This is a genomic window from Enterococcus cecorum DSM 20682 = ATCC 43198, assembly GCF_000407565.1.
Classification (GTDB): domain Bacteria; phylum Bacillota; class Bacilli; order Lactobacillales; family Enterococcaceae; genus Enterococcus_E; species Enterococcus_E cecorum.
Genome location: NZ_ASWI01000003.1, coordinates 711,202 through 730,924, shown reverse-complemented (window position 1 = coordinate 730,924; position 19,723 = coordinate 711,202). Strand labels below are relative to the sequence as shown.

The 19,723-nt window shown below is 37.0% G+C and carries 17 protein-coding genes; 3 read left to right on the top strand and 14 right to left on the bottom strand.

The annotated features are described in order from the left end of the window. Positions 1-40: 40 nt before the first annotated feature. From I567_RS04335 to I567_RS04305, 7 genes are all read right to left on the bottom strand, one after another. The gene (locus I567_RS04335) at positions 41-1,177 is read right to left on the bottom strand and encodes a cysteine desulfurase family protein (RefSeq protein WP_016251032.1); all 1,137 of its coding nucleotides are present in this window, start codon (positions 1,175-1,177) and stop codon (positions 41-43) included. Positions 1,178-1,264: 87 nt separating this feature from the next. Continuing rightward, on the bottom strand, positions 1,265-2,233 hold the full coding sequence (locus I567_RS04330) for a ribose-phosphate diphosphokinase (protein ID WP_016251031.1): 969 nt from the start codon (positions 2,231-2,233) through the stop codon (positions 1,265-1,267). A gap of 87 nt (positions 2,234-2,320) precedes the next feature. Further along, entirely contained in the window at positions 2,321-2,854 is a 534-nt protein-coding gene (locus I567_RS04325) for a C39 family peptidase (protein ID WP_016251030.1), read from the bottom strand. Beyond that, entirely contained in the window at positions 2,855-3,400 is a 546-nt protein-coding gene (locus tag I567_RS04320) for a cysteine hydrolase family protein (RefSeq protein ID WP_016251029.1), read from the bottom strand. It lies immediately after the preceding gene. Positions 3,401-3,419: 19 nt separating this feature from the next. Continuing rightward, positions 3,420-4,115, bottom strand: coding sequence for a 5'-methylthioadenosine/adenosylhomocysteine nucleosidase (locus I567_RS04315; RefSeq protein WP_016251028.1), 696 nt, complete (start codon positions 4,113-4,115; stop codon positions 3,420-3,422). A 23-nt stretch (positions 4,116-4,138) separates the two neighbouring features. Beyond that, positions 4,139-4,435: a cell wall synthase accessory phosphoprotein MacP gene (gene macP / locus I567_RS04310; RefSeq protein WP_016251027.1), complete on the bottom strand. Its 297-nt coding sequence runs from the start codon at positions 4,433-4,435 to the stop codon at positions 4,139-4,141. 1 nt (position 4,436) lies between these two features. Beyond that, positions 4,437-5,006, bottom strand: a complete 570-nt coding sequence (locus I567_RS04305) for an NUDIX hydrolase (protein ID WP_016251026.1) — start codon at positions 5,004-5,006, stop codon at positions 4,437-4,439. Positions 5,007-5,211: 205 nt separating this feature from the next. On the opposite strand from I567_RS04305, the gene I567_RS04300 reads away from it, so the two are divergent. Both I567_RS04300 and I567_RS04295 read left to right on the top strand, forming a co-directional pair. Continuing rightward, a complete protein-coding gene (locus I567_RS04300) occupies positions 5,212-6,075 on the top strand; it encodes a 5-bromo-4-chloroindolyl phosphate hydrolysis family protein (protein ID WP_016251025.1) in 864 nt (287 codons plus the stop codon). Between the two features lie 21 nt (positions 6,076-6,096). After that, a complete protein-coding gene (locus I567_RS04295) occupies positions 6,097-7,278 on the top strand; it encodes a toxic anion resistance protein (protein WP_016251024.1) in 1,182 nt (393 codons plus the stop codon). Between the two features lie 40 nt (positions 7,279-7,318). Here I567_RS04295 and I567_RS04290 read toward each other — a convergent pair whose 3' ends face one another. Then, positions 7,319-8,692 carry an APC family permease gene (locus I567_RS04290; protein ID WP_016251023.1) on the bottom strand — a complete coding sequence of 458 codons (1,374 nt, stop codon included), beginning with the start codon at positions 8,690-8,692 and terminating at the stop codon, positions 7,319-7,321. Between the two features lie 264 nt (positions 8,693-8,956). Here I567_RS04290 and I567_RS04285 point away from each other — a divergent pair, with 264 nt between their 5' ends. Continuing rightward, positions 8,957-10,333 (top strand): amino acid permease, encoded by a 1,377-nt coding sequence (locus I567_RS04285; RefSeq protein WP_016251022.1) that lies wholly within the window; start codon positions 8,957-8,959, stop codon positions 10,331-10,333. Between the two features lie 50 nt (positions 10,334-10,383). On the opposite strand, the gene I567_RS04280 is transcribed toward I567_RS04285, so the two are convergent. The 6 genes from I567_RS04280 to treP form a co-directional block, all read right to left on the bottom strand. After that, positions 10,384-11,358 carry a Gfo/Idh/MocA family protein gene (locus tag I567_RS04280; RefSeq protein ID WP_016251021.1) on the bottom strand — a complete coding sequence of 325 codons (975 nt, stop codon included), beginning with the start codon at positions 11,356-11,358 and terminating at the stop codon, positions 10,384-10,386. 175 nt (positions 11,359-11,533) lie between these two features. Next, a complete protein-coding gene (locus I567_RS04275) occupies positions 11,534-12,982 on the bottom strand; it encodes a glycoside hydrolase family 1 protein (RefSeq protein WP_016251020.1) in 1,449 nt (482 codons plus the stop codon). Positions 12,983-13,000: 18 nt separating this feature from the next. Further along, a complete protein-coding gene (locus tag I567_RS04270) occupies positions 13,001-14,872 on the bottom strand; it encodes a beta-glucoside-specific PTS transporter subunit IIABC (protein WP_016251019.1) in 1,872 nt (623 codons plus the stop codon). Positions 14,873-14,970: 98 nt separating this feature from the next. Beyond that, complete coding sequence (gene licT, locus I567_RS04265) at positions 14,971-15,807, bottom strand: BglG family transcription antiterminator LicT (protein WP_016251018.1); 837 nt, start codon at positions 15,805-15,807, stop codon at positions 14,971-14,973. Between the two features lie 214 nt (positions 15,808-16,021). Continuing rightward, positions 16,022-17,206 (bottom strand): NupC/NupG family nucleoside CNT transporter, encoded by a 1,185-nt coding sequence (locus tag I567_RS04260; protein WP_016251017.1) that lies wholly within the window; start codon positions 17,204-17,206, stop codon positions 16,022-16,024. A gap of 211 nt (positions 17,207-17,417) precedes the next feature. After that, positions 17,418-19,421 carry a PTS system trehalose-specific EIIBC component gene (gene treP / locus I567_RS04255; protein ID WP_016251016.1) on the bottom strand — a complete coding sequence of 668 codons (2,004 nt, stop codon included), beginning with the start codon at positions 19,419-19,421 and terminating at the stop codon, positions 17,418-17,420. Positions 19,422-19,723: the final 302 nt, after the last annotated feature.

The following is a 19,723-nucleotide window of genomic DNA, read 5'->3' as shown; positions in this document are numbered from 1 at the left end:
GTCATCTGAAAACCTTTGCCTAGATTTAAGAAAACAAATTTTACGCTTGTTGAAATTTGCGCACGACTTGTCCTAATTGTTGAGCTAGTTGTCCTACTTCGTCTAACGTATTGCCAAAGCCAAAACTGACACGAATAGCGGTATGAATTTTTTCATCCTTTTTTCCATACATCGCTTCTAATACATGGGAAGGATTAACATTCCCCGCTGTACATGCCGAACCAGTTGAAATGGCCATGTTTGCTAAATCTAGATGCATCAAAAGCATTTGATTATTCACTTGATTAAAGGAAAGATTCCATACCTGTGGCAATTTATTTGCTTCATCGCCGTTCACTTGATACCGAACCTGTTGTTGGGATAACACGTCTAGAAAATGCTGACTTATCGCTTGAATCTGTGCTTGTTCTTCAGCTAAATGTTCATGGTGAAATTGTGCCACTTCAGCCATCGCACAAATCGCGGGTAAATTTTCAGTTCCAGCCCGACGCTTTTCTTCTTGCTCACCACCATGTGTGATTGGCTGTAATTTTACGCTATCTTTTTTATAAAGAAAACCAATTCCTTTAGGGCCATTGATTTTATGGGCAGAAATACTTAATAAATCTATGCCTAATTCTTCTGGAAAAATCGCCACTTTTCCATAAGCTTGTACCGCATCCGTATGAAAAACAGCGGGATGGTCTTTTAAGATTTCACCAATTTGGACAATCGGTAATAAGTTACCCGTTTCATTATTCGCAAACATGATTGAGACTAAAATCGTGTCCTCCCGCAGCGCCTGTTTCAAGTCAGCTAGCGAAATTTGTCCATTAGCATCCACTGGTAAGTAGGTCACTTCAAAGCCTTGTTTTTCTAAGTAATGTAAAGTTTCCATAACTGCTGGATGCTCTATGCTTGTAGAGATGATGTGACGTCCTTTCGCTTGATTGGCAAAAGCGGCTCCGATAATGGCATAGTTATCGCCTTCTGTTCCCCCACTGGTAAAAATAATTTCATGAGGTTTAACCTTTAAAGTTTTAGCAATGACTTGGCGCGCCTTTTCTAAATATTCATGAGCTTTGCGACCATATTGATGAATACTTGAAGGATTACCAAACACCTCATTCATGATAGCAGTCATTTTTTCAATGGCCACTGGATGCATAGGCGATGTTGCTGCATGGTCAAAATACATAAAATCTACTTCCTTTACTAACAAATAAGCCAAATCAGCTTACTAAACTTCGCAATTTCTGTCAAGTAAACTCATTTGGCTAAACAATTATTTTTGATCTTCAATGGATAGGCGGAATAAAGGACTCATTGGGGTATTTTCTTGGATACGTTTCATCGCTTCTCCCATTAAATCCGCACAAGTAATATAATGAACGACATTTGGCTTGCGACTATCATCAATCAGACATGAATCAGTCACACAAATAGATTGAATCGGTGCTGCATCTAAATCAGCTTTAGCCCCTTCACATAATAAAGCATGAGAAGCACAAGCATAAATTTCAGTAGCGCCTTGCTCAGTTAGCAGTTTACTTGCTTTAACAAAAGTTTGACCGGTATTTAAAATGTCATCCACCATGATACATTTCTTACCTTTGACATCCCCAATCACATAGCCACCTGCTTCATACTCATCTGATTGATCCACAATGGCTAAAGTAGAACCTAAATATTCTGCTAAGCTACGTGCACGTTGAACACCACTATTTTTTGGTGAAACAACGACATAGTCATCACCAGACATTCCTTGATCTAGATAATACTGAGCAAACAATGGAATCGTGAATAAATTATCCACTGGAATATCAAAGAAACCTTGTACTTGTACTGTATGCAAATCTAATGTTAACACTCGAGTTGCACCCGCTTTGGTAATCATATTTGCAATTAATTTTGCAGTAATTGGTTCATGTGGACGCGCTGTACGATCTTGACGCGCATAAGCATAATAAGGTAAGACGACATTGATTGACTTCGCACTCGCCCGTTTCATTGCATCAATCATAATTAAAAGTTCCCAGTAATAATCATTCACTGGTTGATTGGTCGATTGGATTAAGTAAGTATCCACCCCACGGACACTTTCTTCAATGTTAATCGCAATTTCGCCATCACTAAATTGTCGCGCTACACATTTTCCTAATTCTTGTCCAAAGACTTTAGCAATTTTTGCTGCTAATGGTTGATTCCCGTTGAGACTAAAAATTTTGACATTGTCTGTTGCAGAATTCGCCACCGTTTCATCCTCCAAAAATGTTTTTTCTTTTATTGTATCATATCTTGAGGTGATTTTGAAAATTTTCTTGTGTTTTCATAAAAATAATTATCGTTTAATCGAAACTGTGCTATTAACCCACTTTGCCGGAATAATTTTGGCCGGATTGCCCCAGACATCATGCACCAGCAAATCATAGCTACCGTCTTCATTTTGCAAATATCCGTAGCAAACAACCCAGTGATTCCCATAGTCACTCCCTCTTTTCTTAGATAAACCCACAATCAAGGGAAGTCCGGCATCAATTCGTTTTTTAATACGTGTCAGACAAACCATAGTAGTACTATGGGCACGATAAGGCATCTGGTAACGCCTAAAAAATCGATTCACCCCCATCGACAACTCAATCGGTAAGGTAGGAAAGCCAAATGGTTGCACCAATAGTTTTAATATTTCGACCAAGCTTGCTTGACCTTGCTGTGTATTTTCCTGTAAAAAGTCAGGCAAAATAGCTGGCGTAAAATGTTTTTGAAAGTAGCTTAATAAGACCGCACAGCAATACGTCCCACAGTAATTTCCTTGGGTATTTTCTAAATCAATGAGTTGCTCAAAAGTTTGTTTATCTAAAATTTTTGCTTTCATTTAAACAATTGTCGCCCCTAATGTATTTTTGAAATGGTTAAGCGCCCATTGATGACCCACTTGATCAAAGCTTTGCACAGCATCTTTCACAATAAAAATTTTATAGCCAAAATTATAGGCATCTACAGCGGTATGCAATACACAAATATCGGTACATACCCCAGTTAAATAGATTTCAGTAATTTGACGTTCTCTCAAGCGTAAATCTAAATCCGTCCCACAAAAAGCAGAATAATGACGTTTATCAAGCCAATAAAGTGTATCTTTGCTTTTATTTTGCTCATACAAGTCAGCCAATTTACCATATAAGTCGCGACCATGTGTGCCTATCAGATTATGTGGTGGGAATAGTTTGTTTTCTGGATGATAGTGATCTTTTTTATCATGACCATCAATGGCGAAAACCACAAAATCATCATTTTCAATAAAATCTTTCGTAACCTTTACCAACGCTTCTTCAATTTGTTGACCATATTCACCGGTAGTTAATTTACCATCCGTTGCGACAAAATCATACGTATAATCAATCGAAATTAAAGCCTTCATATTTTTCACCTTTTTTCATTTATTTGATTGTATTTAAAAACTCAATTACCATTTCTGCAGAGCGTTTTCCAGCTTCATCAATAAATTCATCAAAACTCATCGTTGCTTGATGGTCTGCTGTATCGCTAATTGCTCGTACAACTAAAAATGGAATATTAAATTGACGAGCAGTTTGGGCAATGGCTGCACCCTCCATCTCACAAGCAAGCGCCTCTGGAAAATGCGATTTAATTTCCGCAATTTTTTCCGGACTATTGACAAAGCTATCTCCAGTTACAATTAAGCCACTACGCACTTGTTGTCCAGTTTTTTCCGCGGCTTTTTTCATTTCATTTATAATATATTTGCTTGCTTCAAAATATAATGGCATGCCGGCTGGTAATTGACCATACTCATAGCCAAATCCTGTGACATCAACATCAAAATACGCTAATTTTTCAGAAAAGACCACATCACCGACTTGCAAGCCTTCACCAATTCCTCCAGCAGAACCAGTATTAATCACCATATTGACGCCATATTGTTGAATCAGTAAACTCGTTGTGACACTGGCAGCCACTTTCCCAATGCCTGAGCGTACCACAATGACATCATGTTTGCCTAAAGTACCCGAAACAAACAAAACTCCTGCGCGTTCCCAGGACATGGGTGCTTCCATTTTTTCCTTTAATATTTTGACTTCTTGGTCCATTGCACCGATAATTCCGATTTTCATTTTCTACCAACTTTCTGAACAAATTATATAAAAAAGATAAAAATAAAAATTAAAACCAACATTAACCCAACGATAATAATTGCTTTCCATAAAAAAGAATTTAAGGCACGAGAAGTTTCTTTTTCTTCTACCCGTGATTTATGAATTTCCTTATTCTTTTTTGCTTCTTTGCGATAATGGCGAGCGATGCGTTGTTCTTCTTGTTCAAATTCTTTTTGTGCTTGTTTGGAAACAATTTTTTGATTACGTTCTAACGCCTGTTGCTCTTGTTCACGCCGTCTTCTTAATTCTGCACGTGTGAGTAAGGGCTTATCTGACATTTCATCGACCTTCCTTAAATTTTAAGTTTTCCCAATATTGGATGGCAAAAATCGTCTTTGCATCACATATTTCTCGATTAAGAATCGCTTGTTTGGCCTCTTCTAATGTTAATTCATACACTTCTAAGACTTCATCTTCATCCATGGCTTTCGGATTTTCTACCTTACTTAAATGTTTGGCATGATAAATATACAACTGTTCATTAGCAAATCCCGGTGAAAGATACATTTGCGCCACTAACTCCCAATCTTTCGCCTGAAGTTGTACCTCTTCTTCTAGTTCACGTTGTCCAGTGGTCAAGGGATGAATATTTTCACCTGGATCTATTTTACCGGCCGGGATCTCTAAAATGACAGATTCAAGCGGTTTTCTAAATTGTTTCACAAAAACCATCTTATCTTCATCAGTTATCGCAATGATTGCTACCCCGCCTGGATGAAAGACAAGTTCTCTTTGTGAATGGGATCCATCAGGTAATTGGACTTCATCGACACATACATCAATAATATTTCCATGAAAAATTTCTTTACGGTGGATTGTTTTTTCTTCAAAATCTTGAAATTCCAGCATTATATACTTCATCCTTTGCTTTTATTTGTTTCTAGTTTACCATAGGACGCAAAAGATTTCTTATATTTTTCATAAATCCATAAAATACTTCCTCAGTTGGATACTTTTCTGGTCAAAAAAATGCTAAAATATAAAAGAAGTGAACGCTTGCCCAATTTTGAAGCAAGCACAGTATATAATCTACACCTTTAAGGGGAGGGTTCTAATGAAAAAAAATCTATTTATATTCGGCGTACTGATTGTGATTGCTTTTTTAGTACTAGGTTATTTTGAGACTTTCTTTTTACTTGCAGCAGCCATTGCCTTTATTATTTTTATGGCTTATTTAGCAATCCAAGCGCTAGAAAATCGGCATAAAGCGAAACCACTATATAAGAGTCTGATTTATGCTATTGCCATTATCGCCTGTGCTACAATTGCTTTTGATCATGAATTCTATTATGATTTACGCTATGATTTTGTAGAAACCGGCATCGAAACAACGATGAAGATTTTTGCACTATTCATTCCCATTTATTTGTATATAGCTTGGCGTAAATATTTTCAAAATAAAGTCGTGCGTCCGAATACTTTGCCACCATTATCCAAAGCCAAAGAACAATATTACCATGAATTAGGCTTAAGTGATAGCGAAATTGAGTTATTCCGTGACACGATGAATCAAGCCAAAATTCAAATTGAGCAATTACAAAAAAATGTGAGAAGCAATTCAAAATTAAAAGCCTTAGATTTGCGTCACGACTATCTTAAAATTTCTAAAGCATTGTTTAAAGAAATCGTCAAAAATCCAACACGCTTATCCGATGCAAGTCTATTTTTATACACACATCTTCCTAACTTGGTCGATTTAACCAATAAATATGTTGAAATCAATAATCATGAAATCAAAAGTCGAGAAGCTTATGATCGTCTAGAAGAAGGAATTCAAGTCATCGAACAATTAACTGAATTGATTCAACGTGATTATCAAGACTTTGTAGCGGATGATTTTGAAGATATGGACATTGAAATCAATATGGCAAAAAAACAAATAGAAAAAGATTCAGATCATCAAACCCTACAATTTTAGCATTGAAAGGCAGGAAACATGATGGACAATTTAACACCAGATACTAATAAAAGTTTGGATGACTTATTAGCCAATCCTTTTTCCGTTGATACCAATGAATTAACTAGTAGTCAACAAAACGAAATCAAACAATTTCAAGAAAAACAAACAGCGCCTCGTTTAATTGATCGTTTAGATGCCAATTATCAAGAGCAAGCCAAACAACTCGCTTCCCAAATTGATGTCAATGATGCTCAGGCGGTCATCATCTACGGTGCTAATGCCCAAAGTAAGTTAAGTGAATTCTCGCAAAGTATGCTAAGTCACGTCCAAGCTAACGACATTGGGCCAATAGGGGATTCTTTAAACGAGTTAATGTATCGCCTACAAGAAGCCAACCCTGATGAATTACGAGCAGGTGAAGGCAATTTCTTCCAAAGAATGTTTGGCAAAGTGAAACAATCAATTTATGAAATTACCGCTAAATACCAAAAAATCGGTGCCCAAATCGATAAAGTCGCTGTCAAATTAGAACACGAAAAAGATGGGCTAATCAAGGATAATCAAATGCTTGAACAAATGTATCAAAAAAATAAAGATTATTTTGATGCTTTAAATATTTACATTGCCGCAGGTGAATTGAAAATCGATGAATTACAAAATCAAATCATTCCTCAAGCAGTGGCTAAAGCTCAAGACTCAGGTGATCAGATGGATGTCCAAATTGTCAATGATTACACCCAATTTTTAGACCGACTTGAAAAACGTACCCATGATTTAAGATTAACGCGCCAAGTCACCATCCAACAAGCGCCACAAATTCGCTTAATTCAAAATACCAATCAAGTCTTGGCTGAAAAGATTCAATCGTCTATCCATACAGCCATTCCGCTTTGGAAAAATCAAGTCGTCATTGCCTTGACCTTATTACGCCAAAAAGATGCTGTGACTGCACAACGTCAAGTATCAGAAACGACCAATGATTTACTGAAGAAAAATGCAGAATTATTAAAAGTATCCGCAATTGAAACCGCCAAAGAAAATGAGCGCGGTATTATTGATATCGAAACCTTACAAAAAACGCAAGATGATTTGATTGAAACTATTCAAGAAACATTGCGTATCCAAAAAGAAGGAAAAGAAAAACGTCAAGCAGCTGAAATTGAACTTGGCGTCATGGAAGAAAATCTCAAACAAAAACTATTGGAAATTACCCATTCTTAGTAGAAAAGGTTCAACACAAAATTTTGCGTTGAACCTTTTTTTATTTATTTAATGTTGAATGTTTATAACCATAACCGAAGTATATGCCTAAACCAATTACCAAACTAATGAAAAAGACAATCCAAGTGGTTAAAGATAGTTGCACCATTAAAAAGATACAAAAGCCCACGGTAATGAGTGGTAAAATAGGCACAAACGGTACTTTAAATTCACCGGGTTTCGGATCACCCGCTACTTGACGTAAGCGAATAATGCCCAATGCCATCATAATCAGATAGCCCAAAGCAACAATATTGGTTAATTCGGCTAAGATTTGTAGTGGAAACATCGTCGCAAAGACAAAGACTACCGCACCTGAAACTAAAGTCGCGCGCACAGGCGTATGGGTTTTGGTATCTACTTTATTCAAAGAGATTGGTAGTAAGCCATCTTTACTAATCGCATAAACCAAACGTGCTAAAGAATACATCATTGAAATCGTCACAGTTAGTAAAGTTAAAATCGCCCCAATAGAAATAATGGAACCAACTAAATCCAAATGTAAAAAGCGCATCGCAAACGCTACTGGATCATTGACACCTAATTTTGTATAAGGGACTAAACCTGTTAAAATAGCTGTGACAATGATATAAAGGACTGTTGAAATGGCAATAGCGCCAATCATCCCTCGTGGCACAGTCTTTTGTGGTTCCACGACTTCTTCTGCAGCCATTGCGATGGCATCAAAACCTAAAAAGGCAAAGAAAACCAAAGCTGCCCCATCAATCACACCTTCCGCTCCAAAAGGTAAATAAGGTTGCCAATTGCTAGGTTTCACAAAAAAGACACCAACTACAATAAACAAAGCGATGATACCAAACTTGATCCATACCATAAAATTATTGAGGGCTAAGGCTTTTTTCGCTTCTTGTAGCACCCAAAAGACGACCAAAATCACGACAAGGCCTGCAATCAAATCGAAATAGGTTCCCTTTTCAAGATTCAAACCAGCAGTCAAGGCTTGTGGTAATTGAAGATGTAGGTAACTTAAAAAGCCTTGAAAATACGCAGACCATCCCGAGGCTACTGAAGCCACAGCCAACATATATTCACATAATAAAAACCATCCCGTAAGCCATGCGATAAACTCTCCAAAAACCACATACATATAGCTATATGCCCCACCGATGACCGGAATACGTGAGGCAAACTCAGCGAAACTAAAACCAGTTAATATCACGATAAAAGCGGCTAATACAAAGGATAAGGTCAAGCCTGGTCCTGCTAAATTCGCCGCAGCTTGTCCTGGCACGACAAATATTCCCGTACCAATGACCGCCCCAATCCCTAGTAAAATTAAATCTTTTAACTTTAACGTCTTGCTTAAATGACTGGATTGCTGAGTATTGATTTGTTTTTTTCTAAATAAATTCATTTTATTTCCTTTACATTCAAAAATTTAACCAACAATACCATTCATTATACACATCATGACATTTCTTTTCATGAGATTTTTATCATTTTTCATTATTTTATTTACGAATTTAGCAATTTTTTCAGAAAAGCCATTTGGGAAAATTAAGTTTTCATTAAGAACAATACGTATATCTTATCATTTTTCCTAAGCATTATTTGAAATTTTCAGAAAATGTAATAAAATGATAGTATTCACAAAAAAGAAAGTTAAAGGAAGTTATTCATGAAAAAAGAAAAACAGGATTTACAACGTGGGCTGAAAAACCGCCATGTCCAACTCATTTCAATCGGAGGCGCCATTGGGACAGGTTTATTCTTAGGCTCAGGTAAATCGATTCAGTTGGCTGGTCCATCGATACTTTTAGCCTACGCCATTATGGGAGGCGTGTGCTTTTTAATTATGCGTGCATTAGGTGAGTTGCTTTTATCTAATACTAGCCACCATTCATTTATTGATTTTATCGCTGAATATCTCGGGGTTAAGGCAGCTTTTGTCACTGGCTGGACATATTGGTTTTGCTGGATTGCGATTGCTATGGCTGACTTAACGGCAATTGGTACATATATGAAATATTGGTTGCCTCATTTACCCAATTGGTTGCCCGAACTGATTGCCTTAACACTGCTCATTGCATTTAACTTAATTGCTGTTTCTTTATTTGGTGAGTTAGAGTTTTGGTTTGCTTTAATCAAAGTCGTTGCTATTTTAGCGCTCATTATCGTCGGGATTTTTATGATTATCACACATTTTCACACCAATCAAGGCGTAGTGAGCATCAGTAATCTTTGGTCACACGGTGGCTTTTTTGCCTCAGGTCCTAAAGGGTTTATCCTCTCTTTTCAAATGGTTGCTTTTGCCTTTGCCGGAGTTGAACTAGTTGGCCTAGTTGCCGGTGAAACCAAAGACCCTGAAAGTGTATTACCAAAGGCGATTAATAATATTCCGGTACGTATCATTTTATTTTATATCGGTGCTTTAGCGGTAATTATGTCGATTTACCCATGGAATTCAATGAATGGTAGCCAGAGTCCATTTGTCCAAGTTTTTTCAGAAATCGGCATTGTCTCCGCAGCTACCATTATTAATATCGTTGTCTTGAGCTCAGCCGCATCCGCTTGTAACTCAGCCATTTATTCAACCGGTCGCATGTTGCGTTCATTATCGGCTGAAGGAAATGCACCACAAGCTTTCCATAAATTAACCAGTCATAAAGTACCAGCTAGAGCGATTTTCTTCTCAGCTGGAGTGATTTTACTCGCAGTTATTCTAAACTACGTGATGCCAAGCGGTGTTTTTGTATTAGTTACAAGTGTCGCAACAACTTGTTTCTTATTTATTTGGAGTATGATTGTTTTAGCCCATTTACGCTACAAGAAAACCATTCAAGGACGAAGTGAGCATCCTTTTAAAATGCCACTATATCCTTTAAGTGACTATTTTGTGCTAGCTTTTATGGCATTTATTGCAGTCGTCTTACTCTTCCAACCTGATACACGACAAGCATTACTTTTTGCGCCAGTCTGGTTTATCTTTTTATTGCTTGTCTATCGTTTCAAATTCGCCAAAAGCATGGTTCATGTCAAACAAACCGAAGAATAAAATACAAGTCAAAGAGGCCGTCTTTAAATCTGAGACGACCTCTTTTATAATTATCCTAAATGAAGATTGGCACTTTCTAAGGCTTGATCAACTACTTGCATCACTGTGAGACTATGGTTTAATTGTTCCAAAGCAAAGGCCAAATCTTTTTGATCAATTACCTCAGTAAATTTCTCAAACTCTTGATACATCCGATGCTTATCCAAATTCGCATTTACGGCTTCTATCTCAGTTTTGCTTCGCCGTTCATAGCGTGGCATTTCATTGGTTGCGCCCAACACTTCAATTGAACCATCTGTCCCTTGAATAACAGAACGAATTTGAGCCGTCGAATCCTTTGCACCAATACAAACCGCTTTAAATGCCCCATAATCTAAAACTAAAATTCCTGAAGTATCGATATCACGTTCAATATTTGCTAAATACTGTACCTTTTCTGGCTTTCCAAACAGACCAACTACAAAATGGATATTATAAATATTAATATCCATCAATGCCCCACCACCTTTTTGTGGATCAAAGGCTGGGAGAATCTTGCCTTCTTTAAAAGCATCATAACGAGAAGAATATTGTGAATAATTACATTCGACAATCTTGATTTTTCCTAATTGAGCTAGGTCCTTTTTAATCTGTAAGAAATTGTTTAAGTACTGGTTGGTAATCGCCTCAAGTAATATCACCCGTTTTTCTGTAGCTATTTGGATTAATTCTTGTAATTGTTGGGCATTGAGTGTAAAGGGTTTTTCGCAGATTACATTTTTGCCCTGTAATAAAGCGGCTTTGGTATATTGATAGTGCAAATGATTGGGTAAAGCAACATATACTGTATCGATTGTTGCATTACCTAAGAGTGTCTCATAATCTGTATATACTTCTTGAACCTGATACTGTGCTTGCATCTCTTTGGCTTTATCTAAACTACGTGGGGTACTTAATAAAGCGACTAATTCCACATCTGTGACTTGTTGAATCATCGGCAAGAATTCTTGAACGATTTTTCCTGTTCCTAAAACGGCTAACTTCATCTCTCTTCATCCTCTCAAACGTTTTCATGTATATTATGGCTCAAATAATTTAAAAAAGCCAACTAGATAAATGAAACGAAACAATTTATTCAAATATTGAACAAAAAACATAGAATCATTGAAAATCAAGTTCAAAAAAGCTGTGAGAAAAATCCCACAGCCTGAAACTTTTTTATTAAGCTAAATCTGCACCATTTGTAGCAATCACTTGTTTATACCAGTCAAATGATTTTTTCTTCATACGTTTGCCGCTACCTTCAATCTTGTCATCTAAATCTACATAGATAAAGCCATAGCGTTTACTCATTTCACCGGTAGACGCTGAGACTAAGTCGATACAGCCCCATGGTGTGTAACCCATCAAGTCGACACCATCTTCTATTGCTTTAGCCATTTGTTCGATATGCGCGCGTAGGTAGTCAATGCGATAATCATCTATAATTTGGCCCTCAGCAGTTATTTCATCAACAGCTCCTAGTCCATTTTCAACGACAAAGACTGGTTTTTGATAACGATTATAAAGTTCATTTAAAGCAATTCGTAAACCAACTGGATCAATTTGCCAACCCCATTCACTCGCTTTTAAGAATGGATTACGCACACCACCTAGTAAGTTACCAGCTACTGTATCAGATTCATCGCCAGTCACCGTCACCGCAGAAGACATGTAGTAACTAAAACCAACATAGTCAACTGGATAAGCTTTTAATAAGTCTAAGTCTTCTTTGGTAATATCAAGATCTTCAAATTTCACCCCGCGGCTATTTAAGAAACGGTTGGTATACCCTGGATATTCTCCCCGTACTTGCACATCCGCACAGTAATAATTGAAGATTTGGTTTTGTTCCATCGTAGCTGCTTGGTTCACTGGATTGGCATCCAAACTATAGGTTGTCGCATAGATAATCATACAACCAATTTTTAAATCTGGATCTAACTCATGACCAATCTTCACAGCTAATGAACTGGCTACAAATTGATTATGCCAAGCTTGAGCAATATTTTTGAAGTCGCCCGCACCATTTGATAAAACCATTCCTTGGCTTAACGCTGGAAAATGAAGCGCTGAATTGATTTCATTAAAGGTCATCCAGTATTTTACTTTACGATGGAAACGTGTTAATACCACTTTGGCATAGCGTTCATAAAAGGCAATTAATTCACGATTTTTCCAACCACCATATTTTTTCGCTAAGTTTAAAGGCATTTCGTAGTGTGAAATTGTGATAACTGGTTCAATGCCATATTTCAAGCATTCATCGATAACTTGATCATAAAATTTTAACCCTGCTTCATTTGGTTCTAATTCATCACCTTGTGGAAAAATACGACTCCAGGCAATAGAGAAGCGATAACATTTAAATCCCATCTCTGCAAAAAGCGCGATGTCTTCTTTAAAATGTTCATAATAGCTAATTCCTTTATGATTTGGGTAGACATATTTTTCTTCATCAATCGTCCAGTCAAATTCTGGGCTACCTAAGACTTCAAAACGAATTTTTCCACCTGGCATCGCATCTGCAACCGATAAGCCTTTGCCATCTGCTAAATAGGCACCTTCTAATTGATTTGCTGCTGTAGCGCCACCCCATAAAAAGTTTTCAGGAAATACTGTTTGACTCATATTTATTACCTACCTTTATTATTTGATTACGACTAGAAAATCTTCACTTGCTAATACTTCTACTTGATTTAAATCTAAAATATCCGCATAATCATTGGTATTTGTCACAATGATTGGGGTAATTAGATTATAACCTTTATTGGAAACGTGTTCAACATCAAATTGTACCAATAAATCGCCTTGTTTTACTTGTTGTCCTTCTTTTACTTTTAATGTGAAACCATCACCATTAAGTTCAACGGTATCCATTCCGATATGCATTAAGATTTCCACACCGTCATTCGTTTTCATTCCAATCGCATGTCCAGTTGGAAAAGCCGTCATAATCACACCATCAGCTGGAGCCAATAATTCTCCTTTAGTCGGCTGAATAGCGATTCCTTTGCCCATCGCCCCTGAAGCAAAGACTGGATCAGGTACTTCAGATAAGGCTACTACTTCACCAGTTAATGGGCTTTTTAATACGACACGTTGGACTTGTGTATCCGTTGTTTGTGCTTTGAAGTCAGTAGTTGTTTTTTCAATCGTCTCAGCTGTTTGCTTTTCTTTATATAAAACTAAGGTCAAAATAAAACCTAAAACAAAAGATACAATTGTGGCAATTACAGCCATCATTACGTTAGATTCGATTTCTGGATTAGGACTAATGAATGTTGGAATAGAAAGTACGCTGGTTAAACCAAAGGCAAAAACTTTTACTTTCGCCCAACCGATGATGGCACCACCAACTGCACCTGAAATACAAGCTGCAATAAATGGCTTTTTCAGTGGTAATGTCACCCCGTAAACCGCTGGCTCAGTAATTCCAAAGAAAGTGGTTAAACCAGAAGAAATCCCCAACGAACGCATTTTGATATCTTTTGTACGTACCGCAACGGCTAAGGCTGCCCCACCTTGTGCAACAATTGCTGGTAATAACATTGGTGCCATTGTGTCAAAACCTAAATTGGATAAGTTAAGCATCATAATCGGTACAAAGCCCCAATGCATACCAAACATGACAAATACTTGCCATAAGCCACCCATTACCGCACCAGCAACTAGTGGACTAAGGTTATAAATACTATTATATACGCCACCTAAAGTATTACCGATAATTGTACCCACTGGACCTAATGCCACAAAGGTTAAAGGAACCATCACTAATAACACAATTAAAGGATAAAAAATAGTGTGTAGTGATTTTGGCACAACTTTTTTAATGATTGGTTCAATTTTACTTTGTACAAAGACAGCTAGTAAAATTGGTAATACTGAAGAAGTATAGCCAGATGGAGATAACACTGCTGGAATGCCTAGAAAATCTAAACCTTTGCCCGCTGAAGCAAGCGAAGTAATATTGGGATAAACTAACGCAAAAGCAATTGTTGCAGCAAGATATTCATTTGCTTTAAACTTTTTAGCTGCTGTATAGGCTAACATCACTGGCAAGAAAGTAAAGAGCCCATCCGCACCAGCATATAATATTTGATACGTCCCACTCGTTGCATCCATCCAATGAAGAGTCGTTGCTAATGCCAAGAAACCTTTGAGTACCCCCGCAGCTGCCATAGCCCCTAAAAACGGAGTAAAAATACTAGAAACAATATCAATTAATACACTTAACACATTTCCTTTTGGCGCGCTGTCTTCTTTTGATTCGCCAAGAGCATTGTTTTCCATAATTTCTTGATATACATCCGCTACATGACTACCGATAACTACTTGATACTGTCCACCACTTTGTACAACTTGAACTACCTCAGGATCGGCTTTTAGCGCTTGGGTATCAGCTTTGCCCTCATCTTTTAACTTAAATCTTAGGCGGGTAGCACAGTGCGTTAAGCTAATAACGTTATCTTTCCCACCTACCGCTTCAAAAACACGTTGTCCTACTGAATTTTTACTCATGATTGAACCTACTTTCTTTTTTTATTAAAAAAACCTAGATTGAAAAAACGGCATACTAAAAAGTATACGCATCATTTTCAATCTAGGTTTTGCCTGACTTACTCAGTAACAATCCTTTGAATATGAATCGTTAAATAGATTTGTTCTGACTCCTCCATTAACGGAAGATGTTGGGTGTGCAAATAATCATTTATTCGCTGTACACATTGAAAAGCTTGTGGATATTTTCCTTGAACCAAAGCATATAAGAATTCATCTGGCTGCTCTTTTAGATTTTCTTGACGAACATAGCGTTGGGCAAAATATTGTAAATGTGTGACCATCCGCTGATAAGCAAGACTTTCTTCATCAAAAGTTTTACCAAAAAAGCGCCGAATCAAGGTAAGGATATCACGAACCAATTTAGTTGCTTGCATAGTTTGCTGCATATTTTGACTATCTTGTTGACTATTGACCAAGTGAAAAGCAATAAAACCAGCTTCTTCTTCAGGTAAAAGAACGCCCAAACGAGTTTGGATAATGACTAAAGCTTGCTTTGCCAAATAATATTCTTCTGGATAGTATTTCTTAGTCTCGAATAGTAAAGGATTCGCTAAGGTGATGCCTGATTTTTGACGCTCAATCGCATAATGCACATGATCAGTCAAATTCAAAAATACGCTTGGCAACAGTTTAATTTTCAGCGAATGTTCAGCCAAATCGACAAATTCACGCACCGCCTCTAATTCTTCAGGCTGGATATCTGTCAGTAACTGCTCAAATTGTTGCAACTCTTGACTATCCTTTAAGACAAATTCTTTTTCAACCTTTGTTCTGTCAAATTGTTGCCCAGCTTTTCTACCAAATGCTAGGCCACGTCCCATACAAACAATTTCTTCGCCAGCTTCATTTTTTGAAAGCACCACATTATTATTAAATACTTGTAAAATTTCCACGAAGCTGACTCCTTAAGTAATTTATTGTACAAAAAAAGCCAGAATCCCCCCATTTACTTAAATGAGAAATTCCGGTTTTGCCTGCCGAACAGTAACAATCCTCTGTACAAAAAGTATATTAGCAGAATCTAAAACCGTTTTCAAGTGTTTTTTTTAAATATTTCAAAAAAAAATAGACGATAAGCCACTACACCTATCGTCTGTTTTTTGAGGATTATACTAAAATTCCGGCAATAATCGCACTTAAGAAGCTAACTAAAGTCGCCGCAAATACAATCTTTAAGCCATGTTTAGCGACTAAGTTTCCTTTTTCTTCATTTAAGCCTTTCATCGCACCACTAATAATCCCGATAGAAGAAAAGTTCGCAAAGGAAACCATAAAGACTGACAGAATCGCTTGTGTATGTTCGCTAAAATGCCAGTTGCCTTGAGAGAGTTCGCTCATCGCTACAAATTCATTGGTTACTAATTTAGTCGCCATTAAACTGCCTGCATCCACTGCTTCATTCCAAGGAATCCCTGTTAAGAAGGCTAATGGCGCAAAGACATAACCTAATAACTCTTGGAAAGTAAAACCAGTGATGCCTTTAAAAATTGCATTAATCATCGCAATCGCTGCCACAAAACCGATCAACATCGCCGCAACAGTAATCGCCACGTGGAAACCATCCAGAATATACTCCCCTAACATCTGGAAGAAAGTTTGATCTTTGTCCTCTTCAGAAGCATTGAATTGATCTTCTTTTTCGCCTAGTTCATATGGATTGATTAAGCTGGCGATAATAAAACCACCAAATAAGTTTAAAACCAATGCACAAATGACATATCTTGGCTCAATCATCGCCATATAAGAACCGACAATCGACATGGAAACAGTAGACATCGCCGATATACTCATCGTCAATAAGCGTTTTTCAGTTAAAAATTTCAATTCTTTTTTATAAGAGATAAATACTTCTGACTGCCCTAAAATTCCGGAAGCTACCCCGTTATAAGACTCCAGCTTACCCATACCATTGATATAGCTAATGGCTAACCCTACATATTTAATGAATAATGGTAAAATCTTAATATAACGTAAAATCCCAATAATGGCTGAGATAAAGACGATTGGCATCAAAACATTTAGGAAAAAAGGTGCACTGCCTTTATTCGCTACTCCGGCAAAGACAAAATTGACCCCACTAGCGGCAAATTCCAATAAATAATCAAATAATTTAGCAAAAGAAGCCACTAAAAAGGTCCCCACAGAAGTTCTTAATAAGAAAAATCCTAAAACAAACTGCAAGACCAACATGATTCCAATCGATTTCCAACGGATTTGACTTTTGTTACTACTTGCCAAATAACTTAATCCAATAACAATAATTAAACCAACGCACGCAATCAATAGCTGCATTTTCCCACCTCTTCATTTCTTTTTTCTTGTATATACATTTGACATACTGTTTTATAGATTAAGTATTTTCCACTATAATTGCAAGCATTGAATAACGATTTTTAGTATATTCTAAATAAGTAGACGCTAACATTTTAATAAAAATAATACGTGGGGATATAAGAAAAAAACTCACCACAACTAGGTGTGATGAGTCCATGACTAATTTTTATTATAAGCTTGTTACAGTTACAACCGTTTCGCCAGCATTCACTGGTTTTGTAGCTACCACTGGATCCACCTGAAAATCAGTAGAATTAGTAATAATGACTGGTGTTTGTGTCGTATAACCTGCTTCTTTAACTACATTTAAGTCAACTTCAAGTAATAATTGTCCCGCTTTAACCGCATCGCCTTGTTTCACATGTGCAGTGAAGCCTTTACCATCTAATTCTACCGTGTCTAAACCAACGTGAATCAAGACCTCTACACCTGTATCACTAACTAAACCAATCGCATGTTTTGTTGGGAATAATAAGCTGACTGTACCATCAAATGGTGCAACTAATTTACCTTCAGAAGGATCAATCACAACCCCTTGTCCCATTGTACCTTGTGCAAATACTGGATCTTTGGCTTCAGCTAATGGTAATAATTGTCCAGTAAATGGTGCTTTAACATCAGTTTTTGTACCTGCAGCCACAACTTTTGCTTCAGTTGCTTTTGGTGTTTCATCTACTTCATCTAAACCAACTGGAATGGTTTGTTCTACACGGTCGATTTTGTTAAAGATGCCTGCTTTACGGAAGAATAAAGTTAACACTATTGGTACAACAATTGCAATCGCCATCGCAATCAAGAAGATTACATAACCTTGCGCACCTGTACCTTTACCAACACCTAAACTATTCTTGATAGCTAAAATCCCCGGTAAACCACCGACACCAATCGCATTGGCACGAACTTTCATAATTGTAATAAACATACCTGCAATACCTGAACCAATCATCGCTGCCACGAATGGATAAACATATTTTAAGTTAATCCCGAACATCGCTGGCTCAGTAACCCCTAACCAAGCTGAAATGACAGATGGTACTGAGATTTGTTCTTCTTTTTTGTTTCCACGGTGAGCAATAACAACCGCTAATACTGCAGCACCTTGCGCGATATTAGATAAACAGATCATTGGCCAAAGGTTAGTTGAACCAAAGTCGGCAATTAATTGAGAGTCAATCGCTAAAGTGGTATGGTGCAAACCAGTGATTACTAATGGCGCATAAACCGCACCGAAAATACCACCGAATAACCAGTTAAGAGGTGATTCTAAACCAGTATTCACAATCCAAGAAATACCTGAACCAATCTTCCAACCAATTGGACCTAAAATAGTATGAGCCGCAATGATTGTTGGTAATAATGAGAAGAATGGTACGAAAATCATTGAAACAGATTCAGGGATACGTTTTCTAAAGAATCTTTCTAAGTAAACAAGTAAGAATCCGGCCATCATCGCTGGAATCACTTGTGCTTGGTAACCAATTTTAGCTACTTGGAAGAAACCAAAATCCCAAGACCAGTTTTTCGCAATTTCAGCAGCAGAAGTACCATTTACAGAATAAGCATTTAACAATTGAGGAGAAACTAAAGTAATCCCTAAGACAATCCCCAAAATTTCAGTAGCACCCATTCGACGAGCAATACTCCAAGTAATACCTACTGGCAAGAAGTGGAAAATCGCTTCACCAGGTAACCACAAGAAACTATTTACCCCATTCCAGAATGGCGATACGGCAACAATTGTTTGATTACCTAAAAAGCCGAATTGCACACCTTCTAAAATATTACGGAAACCTAAAATTAAACCACCTACGATAATTGCTGGTAATAATGGTGTGAAGATTTCAGCTAACATGGTAATCACACGTTGTACTGGATTTTGGTTTTGTTTCGCAGCTGATTTCGCATCTTCTTTAGAAACCCCAGATAGTCCAGATACTGCAATAAAATCATTGTAGAATACAGGAACATCATTACCAATAATTACTTGGAATTGCCCTGCATTCGTAAACATTCCTTTAACCACTGGAATGTTTTCGATTGTTGCTTCGTCTGCTTTTTTTGGATCATTTAAGACAAAACGCATTCTTGTCGCACAGTGGGTAACGGCTGACACGTTTTCTCTACCACCAATGGCAGATAGCAATTCTTTGGCTTCTTTATCATATTTGCCCATAGTTTTTTTCCTCCTTATAAACAACTTGTATAACTATGTTTCTTACATGGTTAATATACTGTATTTGATATTTTTTGTAAACCGTTTACAACTTTGAAAACACGTTTGAAAATTTTCTTAAATTAGAGCATTTTAATCATTCGGTTTCTGTTACCGGTCCCCCAGATATAAATATGTCTTTATTCTACCTACCTGTATGGAAATTCACCAACAAGCTAAAGTATCACTTGCTTATAAATTAATTTTTTTTAATTTTTTATAAATAATATCCATTTTTTTCGTATGATAGAGATGTTAAGTAT